The 13573-nt window shown below is 72.4% G+C and carries 13 protein-coding genes; 8 read left to right on the top strand and 5 right to left on the bottom strand.

What is annotated here, in order from left to right; all coding sequences use genetic code 11:
- Nucleotides 1-12: 12 nt before the first annotated feature.
- The gene (gene mtrA / locus ACTIMO_RS09420) at nt 13-690 is read right to left on the bottom strand and encodes an MtrAB system response regulator MtrA (RefSeq protein WP_422390246.1); all 678 of its coding nucleotides are present in this window, start codon (nt 688-690) and stop codon (nt 13-15) included.
- Between the two features lie 202 nt (nt 691-892).
- On the opposite strand from mtrA, the gene ACTIMO_RS09415 reads away from it, so the two are divergent.
- The 6 genes from ACTIMO_RS09415 to ACTIMO_RS09390 all read left to right on the top strand — a co-directional run bounded on the left by ACTIMO_RS09415 (nt 893) and on the right by ACTIMO_RS09390 (nt 7764).
- A complete protein-coding gene (locus tag ACTIMO_RS09415; RefSeq protein WP_448182238.1) occupies nt 893-2416 on the top strand; it encodes a DUF7847 domain-containing protein in 1524 nt (507 codons plus the stop codon).
- Nucleotides 2417-2458: 42 nt separating this feature from the next.
- Complete coding sequence (locus ACTIMO_RS09410; protein WP_448182237.1) at nt 2459-3130, top strand: DUF4129 domain-containing protein; 672 nt, start codon at nt 2459-2461, stop codon at nt 3128-3130.
- Between the two features lie 77 nt (nt 3131-3207).
- A complete protein-coding gene (locus ACTIMO_RS09405; RefSeq protein ID WP_448182236.1) occupies nt 3208-4488 on the top strand; it encodes a DUF4350 domain-containing protein in 1281 nt (426 codons plus the stop codon).
- Nucleotides 4485-5561 carry an AAA family ATPase gene (locus tag ACTIMO_RS09400; RefSeq protein ID WP_448182235.1) on the top strand — a complete coding sequence of 359 codons (1077 nt, stop codon included), beginning with the start codon at nt 4485-4487 and terminating at the stop codon, nt 5559-5561. The genes ACTIMO_RS09405 and ACTIMO_RS09400 overlap by 4 nt, the downstream gene beginning before the upstream one ends.
- 57 nt (nt 5562-5618) lie before the next feature.
- Nucleotides 5619-6911, top strand: coding sequence for a DUF58 domain-containing protein (locus ACTIMO_RS09395; protein ID WP_448182234.1), 1293 nt, complete (start codon nt 5619-5621; stop codon nt 6909-6911).
- A 184-nt stretch (nt 6912-7095) separates the two neighbouring features.
- The gene (locus tag ACTIMO_RS09390; RefSeq protein WP_448182233.1) at nt 7096-7764 is read left to right on the top strand and encodes a DUF4166 domain-containing protein; all 669 of its coding nucleotides are present in this window, start codon (nt 7096-7098) and stop codon (nt 7762-7764) included.
- A 12-nt stretch (nt 7765-7776) separates the two neighbouring features.
- Here ACTIMO_RS09390 and ACTIMO_RS09385 read toward each other — a convergent pair whose 3' ends face one another.
- From ACTIMO_RS09385 to ACTIMO_RS09370, 4 genes are read right to left on the bottom strand one after another with little or no spacing between them, the layout of a single operon-like run.
- Nucleotides 7777-8805: a hypothetical protein gene (locus ACTIMO_RS09385; protein ID WP_448182232.1), complete on the bottom strand. Its 1029-nt coding sequence runs from the start codon at nt 8803-8805 to the stop codon at nt 7777-7779.
- On the bottom strand, nt 8798-9175 hold the full coding sequence (locus ACTIMO_RS09380; protein WP_055768688.1) for a chorismate mutase: 378 nt from the start codon (nt 9173-9175) through the stop codon (nt 8798-8800). Before ACTIMO_RS09380 ends, ACTIMO_RS09385 begins: the two co-directional genes overlap by 8 nt.
- Nucleotides 9176-9218: 43 nt before the next feature.
- On the bottom strand, nt 9219-10358 hold the full coding sequence (gene mnmA, locus ACTIMO_RS09375) for a tRNA 2-thiouridine(34) synthase MnmA (protein ID WP_448182231.1): 1140 nt from the start codon (nt 10356-10358) through the stop codon (nt 9219-9221).
- Nucleotides 10355-11581, bottom strand: a complete 1227-nt coding sequence (locus ACTIMO_RS09370; RefSeq protein WP_448182230.1) for a cysteine desulfurase family protein — start codon at nt 11579-11581, stop codon at nt 10355-10357. Before ACTIMO_RS09370 ends, mnmA begins: the two co-directional genes overlap by 4 nt.
- A 116-nt stretch (nt 11582-11697) precedes the next feature.
- Here ACTIMO_RS09370 and folP point away from each other — a divergent pair, with 116 nt between their 5' ends.
- Together folP and ACTIMO_RS09360 are read left to right on the top strand one after the other, a co-directional pair.
- Entirely contained in the window at nt 11698-12642 is a 945-nt protein-coding gene (gene folP / locus ACTIMO_RS09365; RefSeq protein WP_448182229.1) for a dihydropteroate synthase, read from the top strand.
- On the top strand, nt 12639-13412 hold the full coding sequence (locus ACTIMO_RS09360) for a pyrimidine reductase family protein (RefSeq protein ID WP_448182228.1): 774 nt from the start codon (nt 12639-12641) through the stop codon (nt 13410-13412). Before folP ends, ACTIMO_RS09360 begins: the two co-directional genes overlap by 4 nt.
- Nucleotides 13413-13573: the final 161 nt, after the last annotated feature.

Raw genomic sequence — 13573 nt, 5'->3', positions numbered from 1 at the left:
TGCCCTCCCGCGTCAGCCCTGCCCGGCCTTGTAACCGACACCACGCACCGTGAGGACGATCTCGGGCGCCTCGGGATCGCGCTCGATCTTAGAACGCAGCCGCTGCACGTGGACGTTCACCAGCCGGGTGTCCGCGGCATGGCGGTAGCCCCAGACCTGCTCGAGCAGCAGTTCGCGGGTGAAGACCTGCCACGGCTTGCGCGCCAGGGCGACCAGCAGGTCGAATTCGAGGGGAGTCAGCGAGACGCGCGTCCCGGCCCGCGTCACCTCATGCCCGGCGACGTCGATGCTGACGTCGCCGATCTTCAGTGTCTCGGGCGCCTTCGACTCGGCGGGCCGGAGCCTGGCGCGCACGCGGGCCACGAGCTCGGCGGGCTTGAAGGGCTTGGGGACGTAGTCGTCCGCTCCGGATTCGAGTCCACGCACGACGTCGGAGGTGTCCGACTTCGCGGTCAGCATCACGATCGGGAGGTCCGACTCGGCGCGGATCTGCCGGCACACCTCGATCCCGTCGATGCCGGGGAGCATGAGGTCGAGCAGGACCAGATCGGGGCGGGACGATCGGAAGACACCGAGCGCCGCGGACCCGTCGGCACAGAACACCGGGTCGAACCCGTCGTTCCGGAGGACGATGCCGATCATCTCGGACAGGGCCTCGTCGTCATCGATGACCAGTATGCGAGCCTTCATCCCCCAATACTGTCCCATCATGGCCACAAAGTCCCACCAGCCCCACCGGAAGGGAGGCGGGTCGTGTCCCCGTCCAGCGGAGCGGGCCGCTCGCCGGCCGCTCCCGCGCGGCGCGCTCCTGCGCATCCGTGTCACCGCTCACTATGATGCAGGTGGGGATGCTGAGTCCATGCCTCCCGGCAGCGCCGTTCGAGGGGATGCGATGAGTGATCAGGTAGACGGTCGGCAGGACGACGGGGGCGACCCCGGGCGCGAGGAGCGCAGCCACGACGCAGGCGCCCGGGATTCTGCGGCCCGGGCGGCCGAAGGATCCATCGACACCCCGCCGTCGCCGTGGCAGTCACCCGGCGGCCAGGGCCGTTCCCCGGCACAGACCGCAGGTCCGTCCTACCGTCCGGATCCTGAGCACCAGGGACCGTACGGGCATGCACCGACCAGCCAGGGACCCTACGGACAGGCACCGACCAGCCAGGGATCCTACGGTCAGGCACCGGCGGGCCAGGGACCGTACGGACAGCATCCCGCGTGGTCCGGACCCTCGACGCCGCCCGTGGACGGACGTCCTCATGGCGCACCGACGGCGGGCCCGGCGTCAGCCGGACCCGGTCCGGTCTCCGCTCCGCCGCGTGGATGGGGCAACCCGTACCAGGGAGAGGGGGCCGGCCAGGGTGGTGGACCGTACGGCGGACCCGTCTACCATCCGGGCCAGTACCAGGCGCCGCCCAAACCGGGCGTCATCCCCCTGCGTCCGCTCGGGCTCGGCGAGATCCTCGACGGCGCTTTCCAGGCCTGCCGCAAGAATCCCGTGGCCACCTTCGGGATCGCGATCCTCCTCCAGGCCGTCGTGGCCCTGGTGACGGTACTGCTGCTCGGCAACCTCTTCTCCTCGATCGAGGTGCTCGACCAGCCGAACCCGTCCACGGACACGATCATCGGCGCCGTCGCCGGCCTGGGGGTCTTCGCCTCGATCGCCGGCGTGGTGTCGGGCGTGGCGCTGCTCGTGCTGCAGGGGATCCTCGTCATCCCGATCGCCCGCGCGGTCATCAACCAGAAGACCACCTTCGGCCAGGCCTGGCGGCTCGCCCGGGGCCGGCTCCTCCCTCTCCTGGGCTTCGGCCTGATGTCCTTCGCGGCGGGCCTGGTCGGCCTGCTGCTGCTCGTCGGGATCTCGGTCCTCGCGATCGCAGGGCTCGAGGAGTACTCGGCGCTGGTGATCATCCCGCTGGTGCTCGTGGCCGTCGCCGTGCTGATCTGGGTCAGCATCAAGCTCGTCGTCGCCCCGGCGGCCCTCATGCTCGAGGGCACCGGTCCCTGGACCTCGATCAGGCGCTCGTGGCAGCTGACGCGCGGCAACTGGTGGCGGACCTTCGGGATCGTGATCCTGACGAGCATCATCGTGTCGATCATCGCGTCGGTGATCTCGACGCCGCTCACCTTCGCGGTGTCGCTCTTCCTCGGCTTCAGCGCCAGTTCCTCCGCGACGCCCGACGCCCTCGACTCCCTGCCGGTCCTCGCCGCGACGCAGGCCATCACCGCACTGTTCACCGCCATCGGTTACGCCTTCCAGGCCGGCGTCACGTCGCTCCTCTACGTCGACCTGCGGATCCGGCGCGAGGGGTTCGATGTCGTCCTCATGCGCGAGCACGAGCAGGCCGGCATCGCGCCCTCGGACGCGCTCCCCGGTGGGACGACCGCCTTCGGCCACCAGCCGGGCGGGCGTCCCTGATGCGGTCGGCGAGGGACGCGTGACGACGCCGCGGAGCAGCACGTGATCCCACCCGTCCTGCCGTCCCTTGGCCGTGCCCCGGACGCCGACGAGGCGCGAGGCCTGCTCGAGGACGAACTCGCGAAGACCGTGTACGTGGAGGCCCAGCCCTCGATCTTCGAGCGAATCCTCACCGACCTCCTCCGCGGGATCGCCCGCCTGTTCGACGGCATCGGCAGCCTCGGCGCGGGACCCGGCACGCTCGTCCTCGCGATCGGGGCCGCGCTCGTGATCGTGGTCGCGGTCGTGCTCATCAAGCCCCGGCTCAATGCCCGGGGGCGTACGCCGGAGGCCGCGGTCTTCGACGACGCCACACACCTCACCGCGGCACAGTACCGGGACCGGGCATCGGCCCACGCGGCCGGCGGGGACTGGAACAGGGCGGTCGCGGACGTGCTGCGGGCCGTCATCCGTGCGTCCGAGGAGCGGGTGGTGATCGCTGAACAGCCGGGCAGGACGGCGACCGAAGCCGCCGTCCAGCTCGGCCGGGTCCACCCCGCGCTCTCCCCGGACATCGCCTGGCTCGCCGACCTCTTCAACGAGACGCACTACGGCAAGGGCACGGCGACGGGTGAGCAGTACCGGCGTGCGTCCTTGCTCGACGCGAGCTTCTCCTCGGCACGCCCGGCAGGGTCGCCGGATCACGGCGCCGACGTCCTGGCGGCCCCGCGGTGACGCCCCCGGCAGGAGCCGGATCCGGTGAGGTCGCCGCTGGACCCCGCTCCCGTCCGGCTGCGCCCTCCGCAGGGACCGTGCCCTCCGCACGGCGGACGGCTCCCGGCCCGGACGCCGAGATCATGGGCGACGGAGGCAGCGCCCTGCGCACGGCGCGCACCCGCGCCCGCCGGGTTCTCCCCCTGCTCGTCGGCGCCCTCGTCCTGGCGCTCGTCCTCCTCGTCAATTTCATCCCCGGCTCGGAGGAGGACGACCGCCCCCTGTCCCCCGGGAATCCCGGTCCCGCAGGTGCCATGGCCGTCAGCGAGGTCCTGTCCGCCGAGGGCGTCGACGTCGTCCGGGCGACGTCGTTCGAGGACGCTCTCGACGTGCTGTCGGCCGGTCCCGCAACCCTGTTCCTGAACGATCCACCGCAGTACCTCAGTGCGGATCAGGTGGCCGAGCTGGCATCCGCCTCCGATCGCGCCGTCCTGGCCGCGCCCGGTGACCGCCAGCTGTCGGAACTGGCGGACGGATTCGCCGTCGTCGGACCGGCACCCGTCGGTCTCGCCGGGGACGCCCCGACCGCGGCGGCGCAGTGCGCCGACCCGGACGCGACGGCGGCGGGCCGCATCACCGCAGCGGGAACGGCCTACGCGGGCAGCACGGAATGCTTCGCCGTCGAACCTCCGGCCGCTGCGGACGGACCGGCGGGAGGCGATACCGACCAGGAAAACGACGAGGACACCGACCAGGACGACGCCAGGACCGGTGGCCTGTACGTCACCGGCAGCAGCGGGCGGGTCTCCGTACTCGGCGCGCCGGAGCTCCTGTCCAACGCCTTGATCACCGAGGAGGGCCACGCCGCGCTGGCGCTGCGCGCCCTCGGATCCTCCCCGACACTGGTCTGGTACGAACCCACCGGGGCGGACATCGTCTCGGTCGGTGAGGGCATCGATCCGCTAACCCTCCTCCCGCCGTGGGTGAATCCCCTGCTGCTCTGGCTTCTCGCCTGTGCGGTACTGGCGATGCTCTGGCGCGGCAGGCGCCTCGGTCCGCTCGCCGCCGAACCGCTCCCCGTCGTCGTCCGCGCGGCGGAGACAGCGGAGGGACGTGCGCGCCTCTATCAGGACGCACGCGCGGTGGACCATGCGGCCCGGAACCTCCGCGCCGCGACGCTGGCCCGCATGGCCCGTCGACTGCGCGTCGACCGCTCGGCGTCACCGCTGGAGGTGGTGGACGCAGCGGCCCGCCACACGGGCCGGCCCCGGGTCGAGCTGGAACAGCGACTGCTCCACCACACCCCGACCTCGCACCGCGACCTCGTGCACTGGGCACAGGAGATCCTCGACCTCGAGAAGGAGATCACGTCATCATGACCGACACACCCGGCGGGCAGGACGCGTCCCGGAACTATCCGACAGCCGGCTCCGGAGGGTCCCACCCGGCGACCCGCGTGGCCGACCGCCCGGACGTCGCCCAGGGCGGCGAGACCGAGGGCAGCCGGTCCGCGCGCGCGGCGCTGCTCCGGGTCCGCAGCGAGGTGGGCAAGTCCATCGTCGGACAGGACGCCGCCGTGACCGGTCTGCTGATCGGCCTCCTCGCCGACGGCCACGTACTGCTCGAGGGTGTTCCCGGCGTCGCCAAGACCCTGCTCGTGCGGACGCTCGCAACTGCCCTCGACCTGGACACGAAGCGGGTCCAGTTCACCCCGGACCTCATGCCGGGTGACATCACCGGATCGCTCATCTACGAGTCCGCGACCTCGGAGTTCACGTTCCGCGAGGGCCCCGTCTTCACGAACATCCTGCTCGCCGACGAGATCAACCGGACGCCGCCCAAGACCCAGGCCTCACTCCTGGAGGCCATGGAGGAGCGCCAGGTGTCGGTCGACGGCGTCTCCCGGGCGCTGCCGACGCCGTTCATCGTCGCTGCCACCCAGAACCCGGTCGAGTACGAGGGCACCTATCCGCTGCCGGAGGCGCAGCTGGACCGGTTCCTGCTCAAGCTCACGCTGCCGCTGCCCGGCCGGGAGGACGAGATCGAGGTGATCCGCCGGCACAGCGTCGGCTTCGACACCCGCAACCTCGGTGCCGCCGGGATCCGTGCCGTCGCGGATGCCGGTGACGTAGACCGCGCCCGGGCCGCGGTGGACGCCGTGTCGATCGCTCCCGAGGTCCTCGCCTACATCGTGGACCTCGTCCGTGCCACGCGCAGCTCGCCGTCGTTCCAGTGGGGCGTGTCACCGCGCGGTGCCACCGCCCTGCTCAACACCTCGCGCGCCTGGGCCTGGCTCTCGGGCCGGACCTTCGTGACGCCCGACGACGTCAAGGCCCTCACCCTGCCCGCGCTGCGGCACCGCGTGGCCCTCCGGCCGGAGGCGCAGATGGACGGGGTGGAGGTCGACGACGTCCTCGGCAGCATCCTCGGTACCGTCCCCGTCCCCCGGTAGACCGACCCACCCGAAGGGCCGCCGCACGGACCGTGCGGGGCCCGAGAGGAGTTCACCGTGGTCATCACCGGCCGCTTCGTCCTGCTGGCGCTGCTCGGCGTCGTGCCCGTCATCCTGTTCCCGGGCGCGACGCCGATCCTGCTGTGGGCCACCCTGCTCGCCGTCCTCGCGGCGGTGGATGCAGCGCTCGCCGCGTCGCCGAGGCGCGTGGGCATCGTCCGGGCCCTGCCGGACAGCGTGCGGCTCGGCGAGGAGTGCACCAGCGCGCTCGTGCTGCGCAACGACACGGCGCGGAGGCTCCGTGCCACCGTGCGGGAGGCCTGGCAACCGTCTGCCGGCGCACGCGATCCGGAGCAGCGCGTCGTGATGCCGCCGGGTGAGTCACGGCGGATGTCCGTGCTCCTGCAGCCGTCCAGGCGCGGGATCCTGCGGGTCGGCACCGTCACCATCCGCAGTTCCGGCCCGCTGGGGATGGCGGCGCGCCAGCTGGCCGTCCCCGCTCCCGGCGTCCTGCGGGTCCTGCCCCCGTTCAACTCCAAGCGCCACCTGCCCTCGAAGCTGCGCCGGCTGCGGGAGCTCGACGGGCAGTCCGCCGTGCAGATCCGGGGTGCCGGGACGGAGTTCGACTCCCTGCGGGACTACGTGCGGGGCGACGACGTCCGTTCGATCGACTGGCGCGCCACCGCACGCCGACGCGACACGGTCGTGCGGACGTGGCGCCCGGAGCGGGACCGTCGCGTCGTCGTCGTGCTGGACACCTCGCGCACGTCCGCTGCGCGGGTGCTGGACGAACCCCGGCTGGACACCGGGATCGAGGCGGCACTGCTGCTGTCCGTGCTCGCCGAGCGGGGCGGTGACAAGGTGCACTTCCTGGCGTTCGACCGCAGGCTGCGCGCGCGCGTCGACTCGACCGCGAAGGGCAACCTCCTCAGCTCCCTCGTGACGGCGATGGCGCCCCTGGAGGCGGAGCTGATCGAGGCGGACTGGTCCCGGGTCCCGGCGCAGGTGCGCGCGGCGTCGGCGCACCGTTCGCTCGTGGTCCTGCTGACGTCCCTCGACGCGGGCGCGGTGGAGGAGGGCCTGCTGCCGGCCCTGCCCGGCCTCACCGAACGCCATGTGGTCCTGGTGGCGTCGGTCCGCGACCCGCGGCTCGAGGAGATGCGGGACGACCGGACGACGGCGGCGGCGACGTTCCGTGCGGCCGCCGCCGAGCGCGCCCTGCTCGACCGCGCCGCCGTGGCGCAGCAGATCCGGTTGCTGGGCGCGGAGGTCGTGGACGCCGTGCCGTCCGAGCTGCCGCCGCAGCTGGCCGACGCGTACATCCGGCTCAAGGCCGCCGGCCGGCTGTGACGGGTTTCCCTGGCCGTCGGATCGCCCGGGGTATGCCTCGCTCTCCGCGTGCGGTACGCGGCCTCCTGGAGGACGCGCTCGGATGTGGGGCCCGACGTCCCGCGCAGCCCCGGCTGCGCACGCACGGCGGGTTCACGGCGAGCAGCATGGTTGACTGGTTGTCCGAGCGACGGAAGTGGGCAGCATGACCTCGATCTACCAGCAGGCGATGGGCACCGGGTTCGGACGCCTCCAGCCCGAGCTGCGCGAGTATTTCGGCCTGCATGCCGGCAGCGGCCTCGCCGGCCACGGGCGGGGCGTGTTCGACGTCGCCGGTTCCCCGGCGTGGTTCGCGCGGCCTGCCTTCCGGCTGACGGCGCTCGAGAACGCGTTCTTCCCGGAGTACAACACCGACGTCCCGTTCACGATCGACAACTACCCGCACACCGATCCGTTCGGACGCCCGGCACTCACGGCGCGCCGCGAACTGGACTTCGGCACCGTGGTGCGGGTCTTCGAGGACACCACCTCGCTGCAGGACGGCATCCTCACGGACTACGTGGGTCGGCACCGCCGGATGGCCACGCTCCTGACCTGCACCGCCTCGGAGCAGGGCCGGATGCGCATGGTCTCCTCGCAGACGCGCGTGTTCGCGGGGCTCCGGCTCCCCCTGCCCGACGTCCTCGGCGCACTCGCCTACATGGAGCAGTGGTGGGACGACGACCTCGGCGCCTTCCGCATCACGACGAATGTCATCCACCGGCAACTGGGCACCCTGCTCGTGTATGCGGGGGTGTTCGAGTACGCCACCCATCCGTTCGACGGCGCCCTGCCCGCCGCCGCGCAGCCGAGCCGCTGGGAACAGCGCGTCTGACGGTCGCCGCCGTCAGCCCTCCGCGCGTATCTGGTCGAGGGCGTCCGCGGCCTGGGCCAGTCGCGTCAGGGCCCGCACCGCATCCGCCGGCGATCGCATCGCGAGGCCCGACGGCGTCGTGACCGTCACGGCCGAGAGGGCCCGCGGCGGGAGTCCGACGCGACGCCAGGCGGCGAGGACCGGCTCCACGAGCGCGCTGACCTGTGGAGTGCCGGCCCGCGGATCGAGGATCGCCAACCAGAGCGCCCGGCCTGCCTCGACGTCCTCGGCGAGCGCCTCCCACTGGCGGTCGGAGATGGCGGGCAGCTGCAGGGCCAGCGCCGTGCCGTCGACCTCCCGGGCCGCTTCCAACGCGGTGTCCGTGGTGCCGGGGGCGAGCACGGTACCGGCCGCTCCTGCGGCCAGGACCGACGACGCCACGAGGCCCCAGGCTTCCGTCGCCTCGCGCCGGTCGATCGCGCGGAGGGTACGGTAGCCGCTGGCGGTCGGCACCCGGCCGCTGAGGATCCTGTCCGCGTCGGGTTCGTCGAACTGGATGACGAGGTCCGCGCCGCGCGCCACGGAGGACACGCGCCGGACGACGTCTGCCGCGCCCGCGGCCAACGATGCATAGAGCTCCCGCCGGGCTCCGTGGTCGATCAGGACGCGTTCGCCGCTGTGCAGGTGCAGGCCGGCGGCCAGCGACAGCGGACCGTGCAGGTGCAGCTTCAGTGCGGCGGCAGGACGGTCCTCGGCGCCCGCGACGTCGCCGAGCGCGTTCAGGTCGGAGGACAGGGCGGATTCGGCGCGGCGCTGGTCGGCGCCAGGGCGCTGGACGAGGCGCCACCCGTGCGGCTGCAGGTCGAACGGCAGCTCGACGAGCATCCCCAGGGTGCGGCCGACGTCGTCACTCCCGGGTCCGCGCGCGGGCAGGGCCGGGAGGAAAGGGAGATTCGCACCGCCGAGCTCGCCGCGCACCGCGCGGTCGGCCTCGAGGGGGTCGGTCCCGGGCCAGTCCCCCGCCGCCGTCGCCCCGACGGTCGCGGACCCGGTCTCAGGCACGGGGCCCACCGGTCGCGTCCGGACGGCGGTTCTCCGAGATGGCCTGATGGTGCCGGATGACCTCGGAGATGATGAAGTTCAGGAACTTCTCGGCGAACGCGGGGTCCAGCTGCGCCTCCTCGGCGAGCATCCGGAGCCGGGCGATCTGCGCGGCCTCGCGCTGCGGGTCCCCGGCGGGCAGATCGTGCTCGGCCTTGAGGTGGCCCACGCGCTGCGTCGCCTTGAAGCGTTCGGCCAGCAGATAGACGAGCGTCGCGTCGATGTTGTCGATCGAGCTCCTCACGGAGAGCAGTTCGGCCATCACCTCGGGGGCGACGCCCCCTGCGAGCGAGCTGGCAGACGGGTCGAAACCACTGCGGGGATGCGTCATGACTCCAGTCAAGCAGACCCTGGAGGGGGTCCGTGAACTGCGACTAGCCCTCGGCCGCCGCGAGGTCCGGTCGGAGCGCGGAGCGCGCGGCATCGATGGTCGCCTGCCCGAGGACACGCGTGCCCTGGTAGAGCACCACGGTCTGGCCCGGGGCGACGCCGCGCATGGGCTCGACCAGCCGGACCACGAGCGTCGGGGCACCCTCGCCTGCGTGGACGCGTGCCCGGGCGGCGACGGGATCGCCGTGGGCGCGCACCTGCGCCTTGCAGTCGAACTCCTCGCCCGTGGCGACCTCGCCGATCGGGAGGCCGGCCCAGGACACCTTGATGCCGGTCATCTCGTCGATCGCGAGCAGGTGCTCGGGACCGACGACGACCTCGTTCTGCTTGGGCCGGATCTCGAGGACGAAGCGGGGCTTGCCGTCCGCGGCGGGCGTGCCGAGCTTGAGGCCGCGACGCTGACCGACCGTGAACGCATTGGCGCCGGGGTGGCTTCCGAGCCGCTGACCGTCGACGTCGAGGATGTCCCCTTCGGTCATCTCGATCCGCTCCTCGAGCCAGCCGCGCGTGTCGCCGTCCGGGATGAAGCAGATGTCGTGGCTGTCGGGCTTGTTCGCCACCGAGAGTCCCCTGCGCTCGGCCTCGGCGCGGACCTCGGCCTTGGACGGCGTCTCGGCGAGCGGGAACATCGAGTGCCGGAGCTGCTCGTGCGTCAGGACCCCGAGCACGTAGGACTGGTCCTTCGCCCAGTCGGCGGCGCGGTGCAGCTCCGGGTTGCCGTCGGCGTCCTCGACGACCCGGGCGTAGTGGCCGGTGCAGACGGCGTCGAACCCCAGGGCCAGGGCCTTCTCGAGGAGTGCGGCGAACTTGATGCGCTCGTTGCAGCGCATGCACGGGTTCGGGGTGCGCCCGGCGGCGTACTCTGCCACGAAGTCGTCCACGACGTCCGCCTTGAACCGCTCGGAGAAGTCCCAGACGTAGTAGGGGATCCCGAGGATGTCGCAGGCGCGCCACGCATCCCTCGAGTCCTCGATGGTGCAGCAGCCCCGGCTGCCGGTCCGGAGCGTCCCGGGCATCCGGGAGAGCGCGAGGTGGACGCCGACGACGTCGTGTCCCGCCTCGACCGCCCGTGCCGCCGCCACCGCGGAATCGACGCCGCCGCTCATCGCTGCCAATACCCTCATGCCGAAAAACCCGTCCCTGCCGTCTGGATGGTCGATGCGTGTCCTGCCATGCCCGCCGTACGGGCACGCCCGTAGGCTTCGCCGATGGCCTCCACCACGGCGTCAACGTCGTCGTCCGTGGATGTATGCCCGAGGCTGAAACGCTGCGCGCCGCGGGCTTCGTCCTCGCTCAGGCCCATGGCGAGGAGGACGTGCGAGGGACGCGGGACGCCGGCGGTGCAGGCCGAGCCGGTCGATGACTCGATGCCCGCCAGGTCGAGGAGGAACAGGAGCGAATCCCCCTCGCAGCCGGGGAAGGTGAAGTGGACGTTGCCGGGCAGGCGTGCGCCCTCGGGCGCGGGGTGCGGTATCCCGCGCAGGACGGCGTCGGGCACCTGGCGCGCGATGCCCTCGATCAGGCGGTCCCTGAGCCGCGCGAGCCGCAGCGCCTCGACGGGCAGGTGCGCGACGGCGTCGTCCGCGGCGGCCGCGAAGGCCGCGATACCCGCACCGTCGAGCGTGCCCGACCGGATGTCCCGCTCCTGTCCGCCGCCGTGCTGCACGGGCGTCAGGGTGACGTCACGGCGGACGAGGAGCGCGCCGACCCCCACCGGTCCGCCCATCTTGTGTGCGCTGACGGCCATGGTGGCGAGTCCGGAGGCGGCGAAGGAGACGGGCAGGGAGCCGAAGGCCTGGACCGCGTCGCTGTGGACCGGGATGCCGTGCCGGGCGGCTTCGGCGACGACGGCCTCGACGGGCTGCACCGTCCCGACCTCGTTGTTGGCCCACATGACCGTGACGAGGGCGGTACGCTCCGGCGCGTCCGCGAGCGAGGCTCTGAGGTCGTCGAGCGAGACGACGCCGGCGGCGTCGACGGGCAGCCACACGACATCGGCCCCCTCGTGCCGCTCGAGCCACTCGACCGTGTCCTGCACGGCGTGGTGTTCCACGGCACTGCAGAGGATGCGGGTGCGCGCGGCATCGGCGGACCTCCGCGCCCAGTAGAGGCCCTTGATGGCGAGGTTGTCCGCCTCGGTGCCGCCCGAGGTGAAGACGACCTCCGAGGCGTGCGCCCCGGCAGCAGCAGCGAGCGTCTCGCGGGATTCCTCGACCGACCGGCGGGCGCGACGACCCGAGCCGTGCAGCGAGGAGGGGTTGCCGCTGCGGCTGAGTTCGAAGGTGAGTGCGGCGAGCGCCGGCGCCGAGATGGGCGTGGTCGCCGCGTGATCGACATACACGGGCATGCTCCGATTCTACGGGCGCCACGCCGCGCAGCCCATTCCGGTGGCGTCGGTCACCGCGGGCGGTGCCACCCCGGACGTGCAGCGGGACGCGCAGGGTGCAGTGGTATGAATGCAGGGTGGACAGTCACGCAGCGGCTCCTTCCTCGCCCGGCACCTACCTGCCCGGCTTCCGGCACGCGGTGCACACCTTCGGCACGCGCACCGTCGACTTCAACCGCAAGGTCGCCCTGATGGCCGTCGTCAACCGGACCCCGGACTCCTTCTACGACGGCGGGGCGACCTTCGCGCTCCAGGCCGCGGTGGATGCCTCCCTGAAGGCCGTGCACGACGGCGCGGACTGGGTGGACATCGGCGGCGCACCGTTCTCCCCCGGCGATCCCGTCCCCGCCGCCGAGGAAGCCGATCGGATCGTCCCGGTCATCAGTGCCGTGCGCGCGGTCTCGGACGTGATCATCTCCGCGGACACGTTCCTCCCCGAGGTGGCACGCCAGGCGCTCGCGGCCGGGGCGAACGTCGTCAACGACACCACCGGCCTGCGGGACCCGGACATGGCCGCCGTCGTCGCCGAGGCCGGCGCGCACCTCGTCATCACGCACAGCCTCGCGGCTCCCCGCACGGTCTACCCGCGCCCCACCTACGACGACGTCGTCCACGAGGTCGCGGACTTCCTTCTCCGCAGGGTCGACGACGCCGTCCGGCTCGGCATCCGCGAGGACCGCATCCTCATCGACCCCGGACACGACCTCAACAAGAACACGGTGCACTCGCTCGAGATCACACGACGGTTCGCGGAGATCGCCGGCCTCGGCTTCCCGACGCTCGCCGCCGTCTCCAACAAGGACTTCATCGGTGAGACGCTCGACCGCCCGAAGCGCGAGCGGGTGGAGGGGTCGCTCGCGGCGGCCGTGATCTGCATCCTCGGCGGTGCCAGGGTGCTCCGCATGCACAACGTCGCGGCATCCCGCGCGGCGATCGATCTGACCGAGGCAGTCCTCGGCTGGCGCGAACCCCTGTACCTCCGCCACAACATGGGCGACTACAACGAACCGGCGGCCTCATGATCACGTCCCTCCTCCCCCCGACCGGCACCTCGACCGGCACCTCGACCGGCACCTCCGCCGGCATCGACGACGAGGCCCTCCACCGCATCTACGCCTACCCCGCCGTGGACCGGCCCTACGTCCGCTTCAACTTCGTGGCGGCGGCCGACGGCGCGGCGACGAGCGGTGGCTTCTCCGCCGGCCTCGGCAATGACGGCGACCAGCGGATCTTCACGGTGCTGCGCCGGCTCGCCGACGTCGTCCTCGTCGGCGCGGGCACCATCCGTGCCGAGGGCTACGAGGGGGAACTCGTCGACGACGACGCGCGCGCCTGGAGATCACAGCGCGGGCTCGCCGCGCACCCGGCCATCGCGGTAATCTCCGGCAGCCTGGACCTCGACCCGGAGAGCGGCTTCTTCACGAAGGCGCCCGTGCGCCCGGTCATCCTCACGGCAGGCACCGCCGACCCCGGCAAGCGGGCCGCCCTGTCGGCCGTGGCCGACGTCGTCGACTGCGGTACCGGGACCGTCGAGACGTCCGCGGTCCTCGCCGAGCTCGGCCGGCGTGGACTGCTGAGGGTCCTGTGCGAGGGCGGACCCGCCGTGCTGGGAGATTTCATCCGCTCGCACACCGTGGACGAGCTGGCCCTGTCCATCAGTCCGCTCCTCGTCGGCGGCGAGGGGCCGCGCATCTCGACCGGCGACAGTCCGCAGGACGCCGTCCCGATGCATCTCGCCTCCCTCCTCACCGAGGAGTCCGCCCTCTACACGCTGTACCGGCGGGGCGCCTGACCGTCGGTGCGCTGCGTCCGCGGCCGGGTGGGTCCCGTCACTCCCGAGAACTTACCGACGGGCTGCGCCGTTGTACCAGGGTCGGTACGGGCAGCCGTTCCGCCCGGATTTTTGTGCGGCCACCGGCGGGCCTCTAGTCTCGGGTGGTACCGGACGGCTCA

Source organism: Arthrobacter sp. CP30 (genome assembly GCF_053470025.1).
This window is presented reverse-complemented; position numbering and strand designations above follow the sequence as displayed.

Coding starts and splice junctions, on each gene's coding strand:
- ACTIMO_RS09415 (WP_448182238.1), top strand. CDS start 893: ATGAGTGATCAGGTAGACGGTCGGCAGGACGACGGGGGCGACCCCGGG.
- ACTIMO_RS09370 (WP_448182230.1), bottom strand. CDS start 11,581: ATGCCCGTGTATGTCGATCACGCGGCGACCACGCCCATCTCGGCGCCG.
- ACTIMO_RS09400 (WP_448182235.1), top strand. CDS start 4,485: ATGACCGACACACCCGGCGGGCAGGACGCGTCCCGGAACTATCCGACA.
- ACTIMO_RS09360 (WP_448182228.1), top strand. CDS start 12,639: ATGATCACGTCCCTCCTCCCCCCGACCGGCACCTCGACCGGCACCTCG.
- ACTIMO_RS09390 (WP_448182233.1), top strand. CDS start 7,096: ATGACCTCGATCTACCAGCAGGCGATGGGCACCGGGTTCGGACGCCTC.
- ACTIMO_RS09380 (WP_055768688.1), bottom strand. CDS start 9,175: ATGACGCATCCCCGCAGTGGTTTCGACCCGTCTGCCAGCTCGCTCGCA.
- mtrA (WP_422390246.1), bottom strand. CDS start 690: ATGAAGGCTCGCATACTGGTCATCGATGACGACGAGGCCCTGTCCGAG.
- mnmA (WP_448182231.1), bottom strand. CDS start 10,358: ATGAGGGTATTGGCAGCGATGAGCGGCGGCGTCGATTCCGCGGTGGCG.